At 74.7% G+C, this 16,133-nt stretch carries 15 protein-coding genes; 7 read left to right on the top strand and 8 right to left on the bottom strand.

Annotated features, from left to right (window positions below; genetic code table 11):
* The first annotated feature begins 120 nt into the window (after positions 1-120).
* Positions 121-2,574 carry a cytochrome P450 gene (locus BOQ63_RS08565; RefSeq protein ID WP_150475754.1) on the top strand — a complete coding sequence of 818 codons (2,454 nt, stop codon included), beginning with the start codon at positions 121-123 and terminating at the stop codon, positions 2,572-2,574.
* A 27-nt stretch (positions 2,575-2,601) separates the two neighbouring features.
* Here BOQ63_RS08565 and BOQ63_RS08570 read toward each other — a convergent pair whose 3' ends face one another.
* Together BOQ63_RS08570 and BOQ63_RS08575 are read right to left on the bottom strand one after the other, a co-directional pair.
* Positions 2,602-2,760, bottom strand: coding sequence for a DUF6126 family protein (locus BOQ63_RS08570; protein ID WP_167344927.1), 159 nt, complete (start codon positions 2,758-2,760; stop codon positions 2,602-2,604).
* 45 nt (positions 2,761-2,805) lie between these two features.
* Positions 2,806-3,150: an ArsR/SmtB family transcription factor gene (locus tag BOQ63_RS08575; RefSeq protein ID WP_030284482.1), complete on the bottom strand. Its 345-nt coding sequence runs from the start codon at positions 3,148-3,150 to the stop codon at positions 2,806-2,808.
* A 337-nt stretch (positions 3,151-3,487) separates the two neighbouring features.
* Between BOQ63_RS08575 and BOQ63_RS08580 the strand changes: the two genes are divergently transcribed.
* Positions 3,488-4,237, top strand: coding sequence for a polysaccharide deacetylase family protein (locus BOQ63_RS08580; RefSeq protein ID WP_030553084.1), 750 nt, complete (start codon positions 3,488-3,490; stop codon positions 4,235-4,237).
* An 87-nt stretch (positions 4,238-4,324) separates the two neighbouring features.
* Here the strand turns inward: BOQ63_RS08580 and BOQ63_RS08585 are convergent, their stop codons facing one another.
* Together BOQ63_RS08585 and pdxR are read right to left on the bottom strand one after the other, a co-directional pair.
* Positions 4,325-5,470, bottom strand: a complete 1,146-nt coding sequence (locus BOQ63_RS08585) for a glycoside hydrolase family 3 N-terminal domain-containing protein (protein WP_030284478.1) — start codon at positions 5,468-5,470, stop codon at positions 4,325-4,327.
* Positions 5,471-5,836: 366 nt separating this feature from the next.
* Entirely contained in the window at positions 5,837-7,387 is a 1,551-nt protein-coding gene (gene pdxR, locus BOQ63_RS08590) for a MocR-like pyridoxine biosynthesis transcription factor PdxR (RefSeq protein ID WP_030284476.1), read from the bottom strand.
* A 28-nt stretch (positions 7,388-7,415) separates the two neighbouring features.
* On the opposite strand from pdxR, the gene BOQ63_RS08595 reads away from it, so the two are divergent.
* Positions 7,416-8,291 (top strand): methyltransferase domain-containing protein, encoded by an 876-nt coding sequence (locus BOQ63_RS08595; RefSeq protein WP_051746888.1) that lies wholly within the window; start codon positions 7,416-7,418, stop codon positions 8,289-8,291.
* A 394-nt stretch (positions 8,292-8,685) separates the two neighbouring features.
* On the opposite strand, the gene BOQ63_RS08600 is transcribed toward BOQ63_RS08595, so the two are convergent.
* The gene (locus tag BOQ63_RS08600; protein ID WP_030284472.1) at positions 8,686-9,183 is read right to left on the bottom strand and encodes a MarR family winged helix-turn-helix transcriptional regulator; all 498 of its coding nucleotides are present in this window, start codon (positions 9,181-9,183) and stop codon (positions 8,686-8,688) included.
* A gap of 111 nt (positions 9,184-9,294) precedes the next feature.
* On the opposite strand from BOQ63_RS08600, the gene BOQ63_RS08605 reads away from it, so the two are divergent.
* The 3 genes from BOQ63_RS08605 (at position 9,295) to BOQ63_RS08615 (ending at position 12,745) form a co-directional block, all read left to right on the top strand.
* On the top strand, positions 9,295-10,275 hold the full coding sequence (locus tag BOQ63_RS08605; RefSeq protein WP_079183525.1) for an EamA family transporter: 981 nt from the start codon (positions 9,295-9,297) through the stop codon (positions 10,273-10,275).
* A 102-nt stretch (positions 10,276-10,377) separates the two neighbouring features.
* Entirely contained in the window at positions 10,378-11,016 is a 639-nt protein-coding gene (locus BOQ63_RS08610; RefSeq protein WP_072653986.1) for an NAD(P)-dependent oxidoreductase, read from the top strand.
* 190 nt (positions 11,017-11,206) lie between these two features.
* Complete coding sequence (locus BOQ63_RS08615; protein ID WP_223885874.1) at positions 11,207-12,745, top strand: alpha/beta hydrolase; 1,539 nt, start codon at positions 11,207-11,209, stop codon at positions 12,743-12,745.
* Between the two features lie 12 nt (positions 12,746-12,757).
* Here the strand turns inward: BOQ63_RS08615 and BOQ63_RS08620 are convergent, their stop codons facing one another.
* Together BOQ63_RS08620 and BOQ63_RS08625 are read right to left on the bottom strand one after the other, a co-directional pair.
* The gene (locus tag BOQ63_RS08620) at positions 12,758-13,093 is read right to left on the bottom strand and encodes a hypothetical protein (protein WP_030284465.1); all 336 of its coding nucleotides are present in this window, start codon (positions 13,091-13,093) and stop codon (positions 12,758-12,760) included.
* A gap of 18 nt (positions 13,094-13,111) precedes the next feature.
* The gene (locus BOQ63_RS08625; RefSeq protein ID WP_143174680.1) at positions 13,112-13,525 is read right to left on the bottom strand and encodes a hypothetical protein; all 414 of its coding nucleotides are present in this window, start codon (positions 13,523-13,525) and stop codon (positions 13,112-13,114) included.
* Positions 13,526-14,048: 523 nt separating this feature from the next.
* On the opposite strand from BOQ63_RS08625, the gene BOQ63_RS08630 reads away from it, so the two are divergent.
* Complete coding sequence (locus BOQ63_RS08630; protein ID WP_150475756.1) at positions 14,049-15,440, top strand: lytic transglycosylase domain-containing protein; 1,392 nt, start codon at positions 14,049-14,051, stop codon at positions 15,438-15,440.
* Positions 15,441-15,524: 84 nt separating this feature from the next.
* Here the strand turns inward: BOQ63_RS08630 and BOQ63_RS08635 are convergent, their stop codons facing one another.
* Positions 15,525-16,037 (bottom strand): GbsR/MarR family transcriptional regulator, encoded by a 513-nt coding sequence (locus BOQ63_RS08635; RefSeq protein ID WP_359794070.1) that lies wholly within the window; start codon positions 16,035-16,037, stop codon positions 15,525-15,527.
* Positions 16,038-16,133: the final 96 nt, after the last annotated feature.

Here is a 16,133-nt window from a genome sequence, read left to right on the forward strand (position 1 = left end):
GCGCCCTCCGCCCCCTGGCGCACGCGGGGCCCACGCTCGCCGGTCCCCGCCTCCCGGCCGGCCGGCCGGTGCCCTCCCCAGGTACCGCCCGCACCGGTCCTCCCACTGAGAGGAAGTGTCATGGTCCTGCCGACCACCGCCCTGCTGGCAGAGACACGGAAACGGATCGTCCCGCCGAGAAGCACGCCGCCCCCCGTCCCCACCGTCCACGCGGCCGTCCCGCCGCTCGCCCCCGGCGCACTGCCGGGCCTCGGCCACGCCGCCGCGCTGTTGCGCGACCCGCTCGGCTTCCTCGGCTCGCTGGCGCGCCTCGGCGGCGTGGTCCGCATCCGGCTCGGCCCGCGCACCGTCTGCGTGGTGACCGACGCGCGGCTCGTCCACACCCTGCTCGTCGCGCTCGCCCACGACTGTCCGCGCGGCGCCGTCCAGGACACCCTGAAGACGGCCTTCGGCGACGGCCTGCTGATGTCCGAGGGCCAGGCGCACCGCGACCGCCGCCGGATCATCCAACCCGCCTTCGGCCCGGACCGGATGGCCGGGTACCTGGCCGTGATGCACCAGGTCACCGAGGAGCGGACCGGACGCTGGCAGCCCGGCCAAGTCCTCGACGTGGCCAAGGAGATGAACCACCTGGCGCTGGAGATCGTCACCCGCTCGCTGTTCGGCGCCCGGCTAAGCGAGGATGCCACCCTGGCCTTCCACCGCGCCCTGCCCGACCTGGTGAAGGGCCAGATCGTCCAGTCCCTCTACCCCCACCCGGCGTTCGCCCGGCTGCCGCTGCCCGTCAACCGGCGCTTCGACGCCGCCGTACGGGTGCTCAACCGGGTGGTCGACCAGGCCGTCAACGGCCGCGCCGCGAAGGCCCGTCCGGAGTGTCACGGAGGCACCCTGCCGGCCCTGCTGCGGGCCGCCCGCGACCAGGGCACCGGCCGTCCGCTCACCGAGGCCGACGTCCGCTCCGAGGCGATCACCATGTTCGGCGCCGGCACCGAGACCGTCTCCACCACCCTCACCTGGCTGCTGGACGAACTCCTGCGCCACCCCGAGGTGGAGGCCCGCCTCCTCGCCGAGCTGGACGAACACCTGCCCGCCGGCACCACCCCCACCCCGGAGGCGCTCAGCCGGCTCACCTACACCCGCAGCGTCACCCAGGAGGTGGTGCGGCTGCACGCGCCCAACGCCTTCCTGATGCGCACCGCCCAGGTGCCGGTGGACCTCGGCCCGTACCGGATCCCGGCCGGCACCGAGCTCCTGTACAGCCTCACCGCGCTGCACCGCGATCCGGTGCGCTACGACGAACCGCTGAGTTTCCGGCCCGAGCGCTGGCAGGACGGCGGCGGCCTCGGCCGACCCTCCTTCCTGCCGTTCGGGGCGGGCAAGCACAAGTGCATCGGGGAGGCCTTCGCCTGGGCCGAGCTGACCGTCGCGGCGGCCGCGATCCTGCGCCGCTGGCGGCCGGTGGCGGTGCCGGGGGCGCGGGCCCGGGAAGTGGTGTGGACGACCGTCCAGGCCCAGGGGCTGCGGGTCCGGCTGGCGCCCCGCACGGAGGCAGCGGGCGCGACGACCGCCGTCCCCACCGGGGAGGGGCCGGTGGACCGGCCCCTCCCCGCAGGCTGCCCGTTCACGGGCAGCGCGGCCACCACCGCCGCGCCGACCCCGCGGCCGCCCGCCGAACTGCGCGCCGCCGCCGACCGGCACGCCGACTGGACGGTCCACCACGGCCTGCTCGCCCCGGCCGAACTGCCCGGCTACCGGGCCTACGCGCTGCACGAGCTGATCGGCCACGCCTTCCCGCGCGCCCGGGGCACCGAACTGGACCTGCTGGTCGACATGCTCGGCTGGTTCACCGTCCTGGACGACCGCTTCGACGGCCCGCCCGGACGCCGCCCCAGCGAGGCCCACGCGCTGGTCGACCCGCTGATCTCCGCCCTCGACGGCGACACCCGCCAGTCCACCCCGGACGATCGGCTGCTCACCGCCTGGCGGGAACTCTGGCACCGCCAGAGCGAGTCGGCCTCCCCCGCCTGGCGCGCCAGGGCGGCCCGCGAATGGCGCGCCTGTCTGGCCACCTTCCCCGCCGAGGCCGAACACCGCGCCCGCGGCACCGTCCCCGCCCTCGGCCTCGGCCTGGCGGACACCATGCGGCTACGCCGCCACGGCAGCTGCCTCTACCCGTTCATGAACATACTGGAACGGGTCCACGGCGCCGACGCCCCCGCCGCCCTGCACGCGGAGCCCGCACTGCACCGCCTGCGCGCCAACACCGCCGACGCCGCGACGCTGATCAACGACCTCTACTCGCTGGAGCGGGAGGAACGGCAGAGCGCGGCCGCCTTCAACACCGTCCTCACCCTCCAACGGATCCGCGGCTGCACCCGCAGCCGGGCCGTCCGCGCGGTCCGCGCCCGGGTCACCCGGCTGCGCCAGGAGAGCGAGGAACTGCGACGCGACCTCGGCCGCCGGCACCCGACGGGGCGCTGGTACCTGGACGGCACCCGCGAACTGGTCGCCGGCGTCCAGGCCTGGACCAGCACCAGCGACCGCTACCTGGTGCCGGGCGACCGGGGGCACTGAGGCCCCGCCCCGGTACCCGCGGTCGTGCTACTTGCGGCCGCCGAGCGCGAAGAGCAGCAGGACGAAGCCCGCGAACAGGTGCGTCGCGAAGACGTAGATCCCCGCGCGGAGCAGCATCGCCTTGCGGCGGCGCCCCTCCTCGCTCGTACCGTCACCCTTCGCCGGGCTGTCGGCGCCGTCGCTCATGGTGCGGCTCTCCTCTGGGTCGGATGCGGGCTTCGGGCCGCGAGCTCAGCGGTGTGATCGGCCGCCGGAAGCGCGCAGCTCGGTGAGCAGCGCGCCCTGGTCGGTGATCAACTCGGTCAGGATCCGGCGCGCAGCGCGCAGCAGCTCGGCGACGTCCGGAGTGCTGAGCGCGTACACCACCGTGTTGCCCTCGCGGGTGGCCGTGACCAGCTGGGTGCGGCGCAGCACCGCGAGCTGCTGGGAGAGGTTGGACGGCTCGACCTCGATCTCCGCCAGCAGCTCGCGCACCGGCCGGGGACCGTCCTGGAGCAGCTCCAGGACGCGGATCCGGACCGGGTGGCCGAGGGTGCGGAAGAACTCCGCCTTGGCCTGGTACAGCGGGACCGGCACAGTCCGTTCCCTCCCTCGAATCCGGCTCGGTGGTCGTCCGGCCGGGCGGGGTCCGTGCCGCGGCCGACAGGCATCATCGCCACGGATGAAGATTTCTTCAAGTCGTCACAGCGGAAGGTGACCACCCCCACACCACCCACCACACCGCCGGCCACTCCGGGACGACGCGGGGTCCGGGCCCGGGACGCTGCCGACTCCCGGGATCGACAGTTCGAGTGACGAGTAGTCAGCCGGGCACCGGCGGTTCCGCCGAGGCCGGGGCCGGACCGGGCAAGCTTTTCCCTGCCCGTTCCGGCCGTGCGGCTCCCCGCCGCCCTCCCAGCAAGGCGTTCCACCCATGCCGTTCCGTTCCGCCCCCGAAGGAGGGCGCCTGCGCGCCACCGCCGCGGCGCTGCTCGCCCTCCTCGCCCTCACCGCCCTCGTGGGCGTCGCGCCGGCGCCCGAACCCCTGCTCGGCTCCGAGATCCGCCGGATCCCGACCGAGGAACACGTCCTCGCCCTCACCTTCAACGCCGCCTGGAACGAGACCGGACTCGACACCGTCCTCGGCGTCCTGCGCGACCGCGCCGCACCGGCCGTCTTCTTCCCCACCGGCGACTTCGCCGACCACCACCCCCGCGCCCTGCGGGCCATCGCCGCAGCGGGCCACGGCCTCGGCAACCACTCGTACAGCCACCCCGACTTCACCGCCCTCTCCCCCGACCGGGCCCGGAGCGAGGTGCGCCGCGCCGACACCGCGATCCGCGCCGCCTCCGACGCCGAACCGCTGCCGTTCTTCCGCTTCCCCTACAGCGCGACCAGCCCGCAGGCCGTCGCCACCGTCAACGGCCTCGGCTACGCCGACCTCGAGTACACCGCCGACACCAAGGGCTACCTCGGCCCCGTCCACGGCATGACCGCCGACCGCGCCGTCGAACGGGCCCTCGCCGCCCTCACCCCGGGCGCCGTCCTCCAGCTCCACGTCGGCGCCAGCGAGGAGAGCGGCCCCGACACCTGCCTCGACGCCGAGGCACTCCCGCGCATCATCGACGGCGCCCGCGCCCGCGGCTACCGGATCATCGACCTGCGCACCCTGCTGAACCGCTGACCGGATCGCGGTCGAGCGTGACAGCCGGGGCAGCGGGCGACACCCGAAAAACCGCACCCGCGATGGGCCGCCCGGACCCGGTCCCGCTCAGCCCAGACCGGCCCGCAGGGCGTCCACCCGGGCCACGGCCTGGGTGAAGGCCTCGCGGTCGAGGGCGCCGGAGTCGAGGGCGGCGGCCAGGGCGGTCGCGGCGTCCTCGCCCTGCTGGGGGTCGCGGGCGGAGCAGAGGATGAGGTCCATGCCGGCCGCCGCGGCGGCGACGGCGCGGGGGCCGGTGGGGCCGTACGGGGTGAGGGCGTCGGCTTCCAGGGCGTCGGTGATGGTGACGCCCCGGAAGCCGAGGCGGTCGCGGAGTTCGCCCTGGATCACGGTGGGCGAGAACCCGGCCGGGCGGTCGGGGTCCAGCGCCGGGTAGACGGCCCAGGAGGCCATCACCAGGCGCACGCCGGCGGCGATGGCGGCCCGGTACGGGGCTTCGCCGCGGGTGCGCAGCTGGTCGAGCGGGACGGGGAGGGTGACGGGACGGGCGTCGGTGTTCTCGTCGCGGGCGGCGGCGCCGAGGCCGGGGAAGTGCTTGGCGGTGGCCGCCACGCCCTGGCTCTGCTGGGCGGCGAGGAAGGCGCTGCCCAGTTCACCCACCCGGGTGGGGTCCTGGCCGTAGGAGCGCTCGAAGTGGTCGATGAAGTTGTCCGGGGTGTCGTAGACGTCGAGCACCGGGGCGAGGTTGACGTTCAGCCCCGCACCGGCGAGGGTCCCGGCGGCGCCGGTGCCGGACTGCACGGCGGCGGTGACCGGGTCCGGGGCCGTGCCGGTGCGGCGGGCGGAGAGTTCGGGCGCGCCGGGCAGTCGGCGGACCTTGCCGCCCTCCTGGTCGGTCATCAGCAGCAGCGGTCGCGGGTGCGGGGCCTCGGCGGCCGCCCGCTTCAACCGGGATATCGCCTCGGCGAGTTGCTCCGGACTGGTGACGTTCTCGCCGAACAGGATCACCCCGGCGGCCCGGCCCTCCCGGATCGCGTCCAGCGTCTCGGGCGGCGGGGTCGGGCCCGGGTAGGAGAGCACGATCCGACGCCCCGCGAGCTCGCGGGAGTCCTGGGGCCGGGCGGTCATCGGTGCGGTCCTCTCGGCGTCGGCGCCGCTGCCGCGGGTCGCCGACCCGGCCGGGACCGGCCCCAGCGCGGCCCCCACCACCAGCAGCACCGAGGCCAGCTGGGCAACATGCCGGAACGGGGCCATCACGCCTCCAGGATCAGCAACGGCATACGGTCGGTCAGCGTACCCAGGAACCGACCGTCCGGCAGCCCGGCGGAAAGCCGTGGGGTTTCTCCGGCCTGCGGCGCCGGGGTGGCCGGGCGGGGTGAACCTGGGCGAGCCCGGGTGCACCGGCGGCTGCTGCGGCTACCTGTCCGCCGTCGTGCAGCGGATCGAGGACACCGTCCCCCGGTCGGACCGGCAGCTGCCCGTCGACGCCGCCCGACCGCCGGAGTACACCTTGGAGGCCGACCGGTTACGACGCCGAACTGGCCCGGATGGAGGCCGACCCGTGGTGGCGACCGGAGGCCCGAGCGCCGAACCCCTCACCGCCGCGCAGGCGGCCCGCACTTACCGCGCGGCCGGACGACGCCCCGCGCGCCGCACCAACTCCCCCAGGACGGCGACCCCTTCGGCGATCTCGCCCGGCGAGCGGGCCGCGTAGCCGAGCACCAGACCGGGCGGGTAGGGGAGGCGGGCGTGCCAGGAGAGTGGCTGGGTCTTGACCCCGCGGGCGAGCGCGGCAGTGGCCAACTCGGTGTCGCTACAGCCGAGTTCCTCGGGGAGGGTGAGCATCAGGTGCAGTCCGGCGGCCGCGCCGTGCACCGTGGCGGTGGGCAGGTGGGTGCGGACGGCGGCGATCACGGCGTCCCGGCGGCGGCGGTGGCGGCGGCGCAACAGCCTCAGGTGGCGCTCCAGTTCACCGGATTCCATCAGCCGGGCCAGCACCAGTTGGGGCAGTACCGGGTTGCCGAGGTCGGCGAAGCGCTTGGCGTCCAGCACGGCGTCGTGCAGTCGCGGGGGCACCAGCAGCCATCCGGTGCGCAGGGCGGGGGCCAGCAGCTTGGAAATGCTGCCCGCGTAACAGACCCGGTCGGGCAGTTCGGCCCGCAGGGCGGGCAGGGGCGGGCGGTCGTAGCGGTGTTCGGCGTCGTAGTCGTCCTCGATGACCAGCCCTCCTTCGGCCGCCCAGCCCAGCAGTTCGCGCCGCCGTTCACCACTGAGGACGACGCCGGTCGGGTACTGGTGGGCGGGGGTGAGCAGGACTGCGGGGGCGCCGGTGGCACGCAGGGCGTCGACCCGGATGCCCTCGGCGTCGACCGGGACGGGCGGGGTGGCGGCGAGCCAGTGGGCGAGGTGCTGGCGGGCGCCGAGCGATCCCGGGTCCTCGACGGCGACCTCGGTGATGCCCGCCCGTTCCAGGGCGCGGCCGAGCAGCGCGAGTGCCTGGGCCGTTCCGGCGACGACGAGCACCTCGTCGGGGTCGGCGCGGACGCCCCGGTTGCGAGCGAGCCAGTGGGCGACGGCCTGCCGCAGGGCGGGGGCGCCGCGGACGTCCCCGTAGCCGAGGTCGTGGGCGGCGAGGCCGTCGAGGACGGCTCGTTCGGCGCGCAGCCAGGCGGCGCGGGGGAAGGCGGCGAGGTCGGGCAGGCCGGGGGTGAGGTCGATCCGGGCGGGTGTGCCGCGCAGGTGGTCGAACACTTCGGGGCCCGGGTCGGCACGGAACAGGACGGGCGCCGGACGGGGCGACGGGACGTCCTGCGGGGCGGCGAGCGGGCCGTCCTGCGGCGCGGCAGGCGGCTGGGCGGGTGTCAGGGCGACGACGGTGCCACCCCTGCCCCGCCCGGCGAGCTGGCCCGACTCGGCGAGGCGCCGGTAGGCGTCGGTCACCACGCCTCGGGAGACGCCGAGTTCGGCCGCCAGCACCCGACTGGCGGGCAGCCGGCTGCCCGCCGGGAGGCGCCCGTCGGCGACGGCCTCGCGCAACCGGCGGGCCAGCCAGTCGGTGAGGCCGCCGGGCGGGGCGTCGGCGGCATCGAGCTGGAGGAAGTCGGCGCCGGTCTCCCCGGACCCGCCGACGTGTTTGGACCTGTCGACACCACTCTCTTTGGACCTGTTCACCGGTCCATAGTGGCGCGAGGGTTGGGCCATGACCACCGAAACCCTGACCACCGGAACCGTTGCTGCCGAAGCCACCGCTGCCGAAGCCGACTCCCACCCCGCCCCCTACGTCCACGGCTACTCGGACACCGAGGCGCAGCGTCTCGGCGACCAGGCCGACACCCTCGCCGAACTGCTGCACGCGGGCACGGTCTACCCGGCGGGCAGCCGGGTGCTGGAGGCGGGCTGCGGGGTGGGCGCTCAGACCGCGCACCTCCTGGCCGCCAGCCCCGGCGTGCTGCTGACGGCCGCGGACGTCTCGGCGGAGTCGCTGGCCCAGGCGCGGGCCAGGATCGCCGGTGTCGCGCCGAGCGCCCGGGTCGTCTGGCACCACGGAGACCTGCACCGACTGCCCTTCCCGGACGGCACGTTCGACCACGTCTTCCTGTGCTTCGTGCTGGAGCACCTGCCCGACCCGGCGGCCGGGCTGGCCGCGCTGCGGCGGGTGCTGCGGCCGGGCGGGACGATCACCGTGATCGAGGGCGACCACGGCTCGGCCTTCTTCCACCCGGAGACTCCGGCGGCCCGCCGCACCATCGACCACCTGGTACGGCTCCAGGCCGGGGCGGGCGGCGACGCCCTGCTGGGCCGTCGGCTGTACCCGCTGCTGACGGCGGCCGGCTTCGCGGACGTGACGGTCCGCCCCCGTACGGTCTACGCGGACGGCGGCCGCCCGGCCCTGGTGGACGGCTTCACCCTGCGCACGTTCGTCGCGATGGTCGAGGCCGTCCGGGCGGAAGCCCTGGCCGCCGGCCTCACCACCCCTGAGGCCTTCGATCGCGGCATCGCCGAACTGCGCGGGGCGGCCGGGCCGGGCGGGACGTTCCACTACACCTTCTTCAAGGCGGTGGCGGTCAACCCGTAGGGCGTCCGAGGCTTCCCGCTACCACCAGCCGCCGCAGCCGCTGGAGTCGCAGGCCCGCAGGTGGACGTCGTGGGCACCGTTTGTGGTGGTACAGCTTCCCGAACGTCATGTTCTTCTGCTCCAGGCCTCCGGACTCCCGGGTGATCCGCATCTGCACCCGGACGCCGTCGACCTTCTTCCCCTCGCATGGACGTGGCGCCCCGCGGCGAGGTTCTCGTCCACCGTACGGCGGGCCCGGGCGGGGAGTGCGTACCAGATCGGGTCGTCCACGGCCGCCATCCAAGGGGACGGCGGCCGGCCCGGCAAACGGTTGACCGGCCGGCCCGAGGGGTGGCTGACCAGGCGGCCCGGCGCGTGGTTGACCAGGCCGAGCCCGCGAGTGGTTGACCAGGCGTCAGCCGGAGCCCTCGCCGAGGTCCTCGAGCAGGGCGCGCATCGCCTCGATGAGCGCGGCCTTCTGCGCCTCGTCGAGGCCGGCCAGCAGGCGGTGCTCGTTGGCGACGTGGGCCGGCAGGGCGCGGTCGATCAGGGCGTGGCCCTCGGGGGTGAGTTCGACGTCGCGGCTGCGGCGGTCCTGGTCGCTGCGGGTGCGGGTGACCAGGCCGCGGGCCTCCAGGCGGTCCAGGCGCTGGGTGATCGCGCCTGAGGTGACCATCGCGGACTCCATCAGGCCGGTGGGGGTGAGGCGGTACGGCGGCCCGCTGCGCTTGAGCGTGGCCAGGACGTCGAAGGAGGGGGCGTCCAGGCCGTGCTCGGCGAAGGTGCGGTTGAGCTCGGCGTCCACCAGGCGGAAGAGGCGCTTGAGCCGACCGAACACCTCCATCGGGGAGACGTCCAGGTCGGGGCGCTCGGCGCCCCATTGCGCGACGACGCGGTCGAGATGATCTGCCACGGGTTCAGGGTAGGCGATGACGGCGAGTTTCCTTAGCGATGAGGTAACTGTGAGCCACGTCACCGACGAAATCCCCTCGAGGATGCCTTAGCGCTGAGATACATTGGCTTAGTGCTAAGTAATCGCCTCGCCGTCGTGCTGGTGACGGCCCTCGCCCCCGCCGTCTGGGGGACGACCTACCTCGTCACCACCGAGATGCTCCCGCCCGACCGTCCGCTCCTCGCCGCCGTCATCCGCTGCCTGCCCGCCGGGCTGCTGCTGATCGCCCTCACCCGCACCCTGCCCAGGGGCGGCTGGTGGTGGCGAGCGCCCGTCCTCGGCGCGCTCAACATCGGTGGCTTCCAGGCCCTGCTGTTCATCGCCGCCTACCGCCTGCCCGGCGGGATCGCGGCCACCGTCGGTGCCGTCCAGCCGCTGGTCACCGCCGGCCTCTCCGCCGCCCTGCTCGGCGACCGGCTCACCCTGCGCACCGTGCTGTCCGGCATCGCGGGCGTGGCGGGCGTCAGCCTGCTGGTGCTGCGCGCCAACGCCCAGCTGGACGCGATCGGGGTGGTCGCCGCGCTCGGCGGCGCCGTGGTGATGGCCTTCGGCGTGGTGCTCTCCAAGCGCTGGGTCTCCCCCGCGCCGCTGCTCGCCACCACCGGGTGGCAGCTCACCGCCGGCGGCCTGCTGCTGGTGCCGGTCACCCTGCTGAGCGAGGGCGCCCCGCCCACCCACTACACCGTCGACAACGTGCTCGGCTACGCCTACCTCTGCCTGATCGGCGCGGCGCTCACCTACGCGATCTGGTTCCGTGGCCTGCGCGCCCTGCCGCCGACCTCGCTGTCCTTCCTCTCCCTGCTCAGCCCGGTGGTCGCCACCCTGGTCGGCTGGCTGGCGCTCGGACAGGACCTCAGCCCGCTGCAGGCGCTCGGCGCGGCGGTCGTGCTCGCTTCGCTCGTCGTCGCCCAGACCCAGCGGCCCCGGCCCCGGCCCCGCACCACCGACACCGGCGCCGCCCCCGCCACTGGCCCCGCCCCCTCAGCGGTCCGGGCGGACCGGACGGCGCCGGTCCCGGGCGTCGGGCCGAGCCCGCTGCGCGAGAACGCCTGACACCGCGCCACCGGCCGCACCCAACCGCTCTCACCGCTCCACCGCGCCGGTGCTCCACCGCGCCACCGCAGGTCCGTTCGAAAGATCCAAGGAGAAACCTTCATGCGTATCACCGCGTTCGGCGCCACCGGCAACGTCGGCCGTCGGGTCGTGACCGAGGCGCTCGCCCGTGGCCACCAGGTCACCGCCGTCGTCCGCAACCCGGCCAAGCCGCACGGCCTGCCGTCCACCGTCACCGTCGAGATCGGCGACGCGAGCAACCCCGAGGACGTCGCGCGGATCTCCGCCGGGCAGGACCTGGTGATCACCGCCACCCGACCGGCGCCCGGCCGCGAGCACGAACTGACCGCCGCCACCCGGGGCCTGCTGGCCGGACTGGCCGGCACCGGCGTGCGCCTGCTCGCCGTCGGCGGCGCGGGCAGCCTCGTCGTCCCGGGCACCGACGGGACGATCCTGGTGGACTCGCCCGGCTTCCCCGACGAGATCCGGCCGATCGCCCTGGCCTGCGGCGAGCAGCTGGACCTCTACCGGGCGGACGAGAAGGTCGACTGGACGTACCTGAGCCCGGCCGCGATGCTCGAACCCGGCGAGCGCACCGGCCGCTTCCGGATCGGCCGGGACGAGCTGCTGGTCGACGCCGAGGGCAACTCGGCGATCTCGATGGAGGACCTCGCCGTCGTGCTGCTCGACGAGGCCGAGCAGCCCGCCCACCGGCGCGCCCGCTTCACCGCCGGCTACTGACCGGCCGCTGACCGCCATCGCGGCCGGCAGCGGCGCACTGACGGCTTCGGACGGCCCCTGAGTAGCTCCTGAACAGCTCCTGACGGCCGTGGTGCTGGATACCCCCGCCCTGGGGTGTATCCAGCACCACCTCGAATACGGTGTCCTGCCTCATCGTGCGTCAGGTCCGCCGTCGGCAAGGATCGTTCCCGTGAAGACCACCGCATCCCGCACCCGTCGCGCGGCCGCCGTCATCGCCACCGCGGTCCTCGCCGGCCTCGCCCTGCCCGCCACGGCGAACGCCGACCCCGGCCGCGACCCCGGCGACACCGACCGCGTGCCCGCCCGTTACGCCGGCCAGCAGTTCCACTGGCAGCCCTGTGACGGGCAGCCGGAACTCGACTGCGCCACCATGGCCGTCCCGCGCGACTGGCACCACCCCGACGCCGGGCCGGACCTCTCCATCGCCGTCTCCCGGCACCGCACCACCGACCGGGCGCACCGGACGGGGACACTGATGGAGGCCGCGGGCGGCCCGGGCGGTCAGGGCCTGCTGCGCCCGATGGACCTCGCCCAGGGCGCCCCCACGGTGGCCGCCGCGTACGACATCGTCAGCTTCGACCAGCGCGGCGTCGGCCGCAGCACCCACGCCCAGTGCCAGACCCCGGAGCAGTTCCAGCAGTTCCTGGCCGGGGACTGGCGCGACCGGTCCCCGGAGGCGATCGACCGGGTCGTCGCCAACTCCCGAGCACTGGTGGCCGGTTGCGTGGAGCACAGCGGCGATCTGCTGCCCTACCTGACCACCGAGCAGACCGTCCACGACATGGACCTCTTCCGCTCCCTGCTCGGCGAGAAGAAGATCAGCTACTACGGCGCCTCCTACGCCACCATGATCGGCGCCTACTACGGCACGCTCTTCCCGCACCGGGTCGAGCGGATGGTGCTGGACAGCAACATCGGCTTCGAGGGCACCTGGGAGCAGTACGAGCTGGGCCAGCCGATGAGCTTCCAGCGCCGCTTCGAGCAGGACTTCCTGCCCTGGATGGCCGCCCGGGACGCCACCTACCACTGGGGCACGACGCCGGAGGAGGTCGAGGCGCACTGGGAGCAGCGGCGCGCTGCCCTGCACGACCGGCCCATCACCGAGGGCTCGTTGACCCTCGGTCCGAACCAGCTGGACAACGGCACCATCAGCGCGATCTACAGCGACAAGGCCTTCCCCCTCCTCGCCCGGGCGCTGACCGCCCTGGACGACTGGCAGGGCGCCGACCCGGCGGCCAAGCAGACCGCCCGCCAGCTGTTCGGCCAGTACCTCAGCCCGGGCTTCCTCGCCGAGTACTTCTCGGTGACGTGCGGGGACACCAAGTGGACCAAGGACATGGACACCTGGATCGAGCGCGGCGCGAAGAACACCGCCCGCTACCCGCTGGTCGGCGCCCGCACTCTCGCCTTCAGCTCGGTCTGCGCGCTCTGGCCGACGGACCCGGCACCCAAGGTCAAGGTCACCGGCGCCCACCTGCCGCCGGTGCTGATGCTCAACTCGCTGCACGACCCGGCGACGTACTACGAGGCGGCGCTCGGCGCGCACCGCGCGCTGCGGGGTTCGAAGCTGGTCACCGTCACCAGCAACGGCAACCACGGGCAGTACCCAGGCTCCGACCCGTGCGTCACCGGCACCGTCGAGCGCTACCTGCTGGATGGCCGGATACCCGAGCACGACCTGACCTGCCCGGCCCCGTCGGCCGGTTGAGCCGCACCACCGTCAACCACGCCGCTGCGCACCGAACTTGGCGCGCAGCCAGGCGGCGGCAACGGCCAGCCCGGCGAAGCCGCCCACTGCCAGCTTGACACCGGCCTTGGCGACGATCCAGCCGACTCCGGGAACGGCCCAGCCCAGCCAGTGGAGCATGGCCAGCAGCACCGCGCAGCCGCAGAGGACGGACAGCACGGTGGCGCCTACGGCCGCGGCGCGGGACAGCTCGCGCGGTCCGCCGCCGTCACCGACACCGTCGGCTACCGAAGTGGTCTCCCCCGTCTGCTCGTTGGGCGCCCCGTCCGTCGCTCCGCCGGCCGTCTCGTTCGTACCCCGATCACCCATGGGGCGATGATACGGCTTTCAGTGGCAGGAGTGGTGGGTGTCTCCGAGGTGCTCGCCGGTCTCGTCGTCGGGGAAGCTGACGGCCATGGTGACGCGGTACTCGAAGACGTCGTGGCGGTGCCCGGGCACCCGCGCCCAGGCGAGCGAGTGCACCTCGGCCTCGGGGGCCTGCCGGCACCAGGCGGCCGCCTCCTCCAGCGCGCGGGCGGCCGAACGCCCGGTGCACACCACGGCGGTGTACGCGGCGACCGCGACGTCGCCGCCGGTGGTGCGGCCGCCGCGCGACACCGCCCGGACGGCGGCGGCGGCCTGGGTCAGGTCACGGGCCAGGTCGCCCACCATCCGAGGGGGCGCCGGCAGGACCACCGCCCCCTCGGCGACGGGCTCCGGCAGGTTCGCGCTCACGGCTTCGGCCTCCATCCACATGGTCACGCGGCACAGCATGCCGGACCGGATTTCCTGGCATGCCCACTTTCACCTGAACGTCATCCGTCCAGGGCCGAGTTGGGGGCGCTCCCTGGCGCCGGCCTGCCCGTCCTGCTAGGGAGGGCCGGTGCGGTGCGGGGTATCCGGGCAGGTCAGGGAGGTCGCCCACGGGCGGCGCCGGGGAGCCCGGAACGACGCCCACGTACCACCCCCGCGCCTCGAGCCGCCGGTCCGACCGCCGGGGCGCCCGGACTCCTGATGGGGGTTCGCGGTCGACTCCCTTGTGCAACAGGAGAGATGAGAAGGTCGTGAGATCCCCGGCGCGGGTCCGGAGCCGCAGGACCGGGGCTGAGGTGCTGCGTCAACCCTCGTGGGGGCCACCGGTCGCCGTCCGTCCATCCTGTCCCTGTCAGATCGTCGTGATACTAATCGTCTCCGGGCGGCGGGCGCCGCCGCGTGGTGGGCGGGCATGATGACGACGGTTCAACCGTTCCGGGGAGGTCCGGACGGCGACGGGGAGGGGCAGCAGATGGCGGCGAGGTTCGGCAGTGCCAAGGGCGGGCGCAAGGTTCGGCTCGGCAAGCGGGTCACGGGGACGGCGGCGGCGTTCGCCGCGCTCGCCGCGCTGACCGGCTCTCAGGTGTCGGGCCTCGGCCTCGCGCAGACCGCGGCCGCCGACGCCGGCCCGGCGCAGGACGGCACCGCGGCCGACGGCGGCAGCGCCGTTCAGCTGCCGCAGCCGCCCGGTGCCCTGCCCGGCCAGCCCGCGGCCGGCCCGTTCACCGCCACCGGCGCGGCGCTGCCCGCCACGGTCTTCGCCGCCTACCGCCAGGCCGAGGCCTCGCTGGCCCAGCGCGCGCCGGGCTGCCACCTGCCCTGGCAGCTGCTGGCGGCGATCGGCCAGGTCGAGTCCGGCCAGGCCAACGGCGGCCAGGTGGACGCCGCCGGACGGACGCTCACCCCGATCCTCGGCCCGGTGCTGGACGGCAACGGCTTCGCCGCGATACCCGACACCGACGGCGGCCGCTACGACGGCGACTCGCGCTGGGACCGCGCGGTCGGTCCGATGCAGTTCATCCCGTCGACCTGGGCCTCCTGGGGCGTGGACGCCACCGGCAAGGGCACCGCTGACCCGAACAACATCTTCGACGCGGCCGAGACCGCCGGCCGCTACCTGTGCGCGGGCGGGCGGGACCTCTCCGACCCGTCACAGCTGGACCGGGCGGTCCTCAGCTACAACGACTCCACCGAGTACCTCCGCACCGTCCGCAACTGGATGGCACACTTCGGCAGCGGCCAGGTGACCACCGTCCCGGACCTTCCCGGCGTCCCGAGCGTGCCGGGCACCCCGCCTTCGCCGTTCCTCCTGCCGTCCGGCACGACGGCGGGCACGTCGGGCGGCACCTCGACGGGCAACGAGGGCACGGGCACCGGCCCGACGCCGTCCCCCCAGCCGACCGTGCCGCCGGTAACGCCGACCCAGTCCCCGACTCCGACGACGACCCCGTCCGCGACGACGACGCCGTCCGCGCAGCCGACCACCACGCCGACGCCCAGCGGTTCGCCCTCGGCCTCAGCGAGCCCGACGGCCACCCCGAGCGGCAGCCCGTCCCCGACGGCCACCCCGAGCGGCACGCCGTCCGGCACACCGTCCGGTACGCCGTCCTGCCCGAGCCCGACGGCGACGGCGACGCCCACCGGCACCGCCACCCCGAGCGGCACGCCGTCCCCGACCGCCACCCCGAGCGCCACGCCGAGCGGCACCTCGTCCGCGACGCCGACCGCCCCCGGCTGCCCGACGCCCAGGCCGAGCGGCTCCCCGAGCGGCTCGCCGAGCGCCACCCCGTCCGCCGGATCGAGCGCCACGCCGAGTTCCTCGCTGTCGCCCTCGCCCTCGCCCTCGGCGACCGTGAAGAAGTAACCACCCCGCGCCGTACCGCCGGCGGCGGCAGGAGGGACCTCGGTCCGTCCTGCCGCCGTCGCGCTTCCCGGCGAGAGCCGGGCGCTACGCCTGCTGCCGCCGCGCCTCTGGCTGCCCCCCAGCCTCCTCCTGCCCCCCAGCCTCCTCGCGCCCTCGCATCGCCCGGTGCTCGCGCCAGCGGCCGAGCATCCCGTGCAGCTCGTCGATCATGAACTCGAAGAAGGCCGCGCTCTCCTCCAGCCGCTTCCCCGCCGCCGTGCCCGCCCCGACGGTCGCCTCCCCCTCCTTCAGCACCCGGATCCAGCGCAGCAGAAGTTCGTCGCGCCGGGTCAGCGACTCGAACCAGACGTCGTTGAGCACCCGGTAGCGGTCGCGCCGGGATCCGGGCTCGCGCTCCTTGGCGACCAGCCCGACCTGGATGAGGTAGCGCATCCCGCCTGAGACGGCCGCCGGGCTGATCTGCAGCCGTTCGGAGAGCTCGGCGGAGGTCAGCACGCCGCTCTCCTCGGCCATCAGGCAGGAGAAGATCCGGGACGGCATCCGGCCCATGCCCGCGACCACCAGCTCGGCCGCGAAGCGCTCCACGAAGTCCGCCACGGCCCGAGGGTCCTGCCCCTGCTCCGGCTCCCGTTCCACCGCTCTCCCCTTTCCAGAGATCATCCGTCCCTCCGGTCGAACCATAACGCTTCCCAA

Origin of the sequence: Streptomyces viridifaciens, from assembly GCF_001888885.2 — a bacterium.
Classification (GTDB): domain Bacteria; phylum Actinomycetota; class Actinomycetes; order Streptomycetales; family Streptomycetaceae; genus Kitasatospora; species Kitasatospora aureofaciens.

Coding starts and splice junctions, on each gene's coding strand:
- BOQ63_RS08565 (WP_150475754.1), top strand. CDS start 121: ATGGTCCTGCCGACCACCGCCCTGCTGGCAGAGACACGGAAACGGATC.
- BOQ63_RS08570 (WP_167344927.1), bottom strand. CDS start 2,760: ATGAGCGACGGCGCCGACAGCCCGGCGAAGGGTGACGGTACGAGCGAG.
- BOQ63_RS08580 (WP_030553084.1), top strand. CDS start 3,488: ATGCCGTTCCGTTCCGCCCCCGAAGGAGGGCGCCTGCGCGCCACCGCC.
- BOQ63_RS08585 (WP_030284478.1), bottom strand. CDS start 5,470: ATGGCCCCGTTCCGGCATGTTGCCCAGCTGGCCTCGGTGCTGCTGGTG.
- BOQ63_RS08595 (WP_051746888.1), top strand. CDS start 7,416: ATGACCACCGAAACCCTGACCACCGGAACCGTTGCTGCCGAAGCCACC.
- BOQ63_RS08610 (WP_072653986.1), top strand. CDS start 10,378: ATGCGTATCACCGCGTTCGGCGCCACCGGCAACGTCGGCCGTCGGGTC.
- BOQ63_RS08620 (WP_030284465.1), bottom strand. CDS start 13,093: ATGGGTGATCGGGGTACGAACGAGACGGCCGGCGGAGCGACGGACGGG.
- BOQ63_RS08630 (WP_150475756.1), top strand. CDS start 14,049: ATGGCGGCGAGGTTCGGCAGTGCCAAGGGCGGGCGCAAGGTTCGGCTC.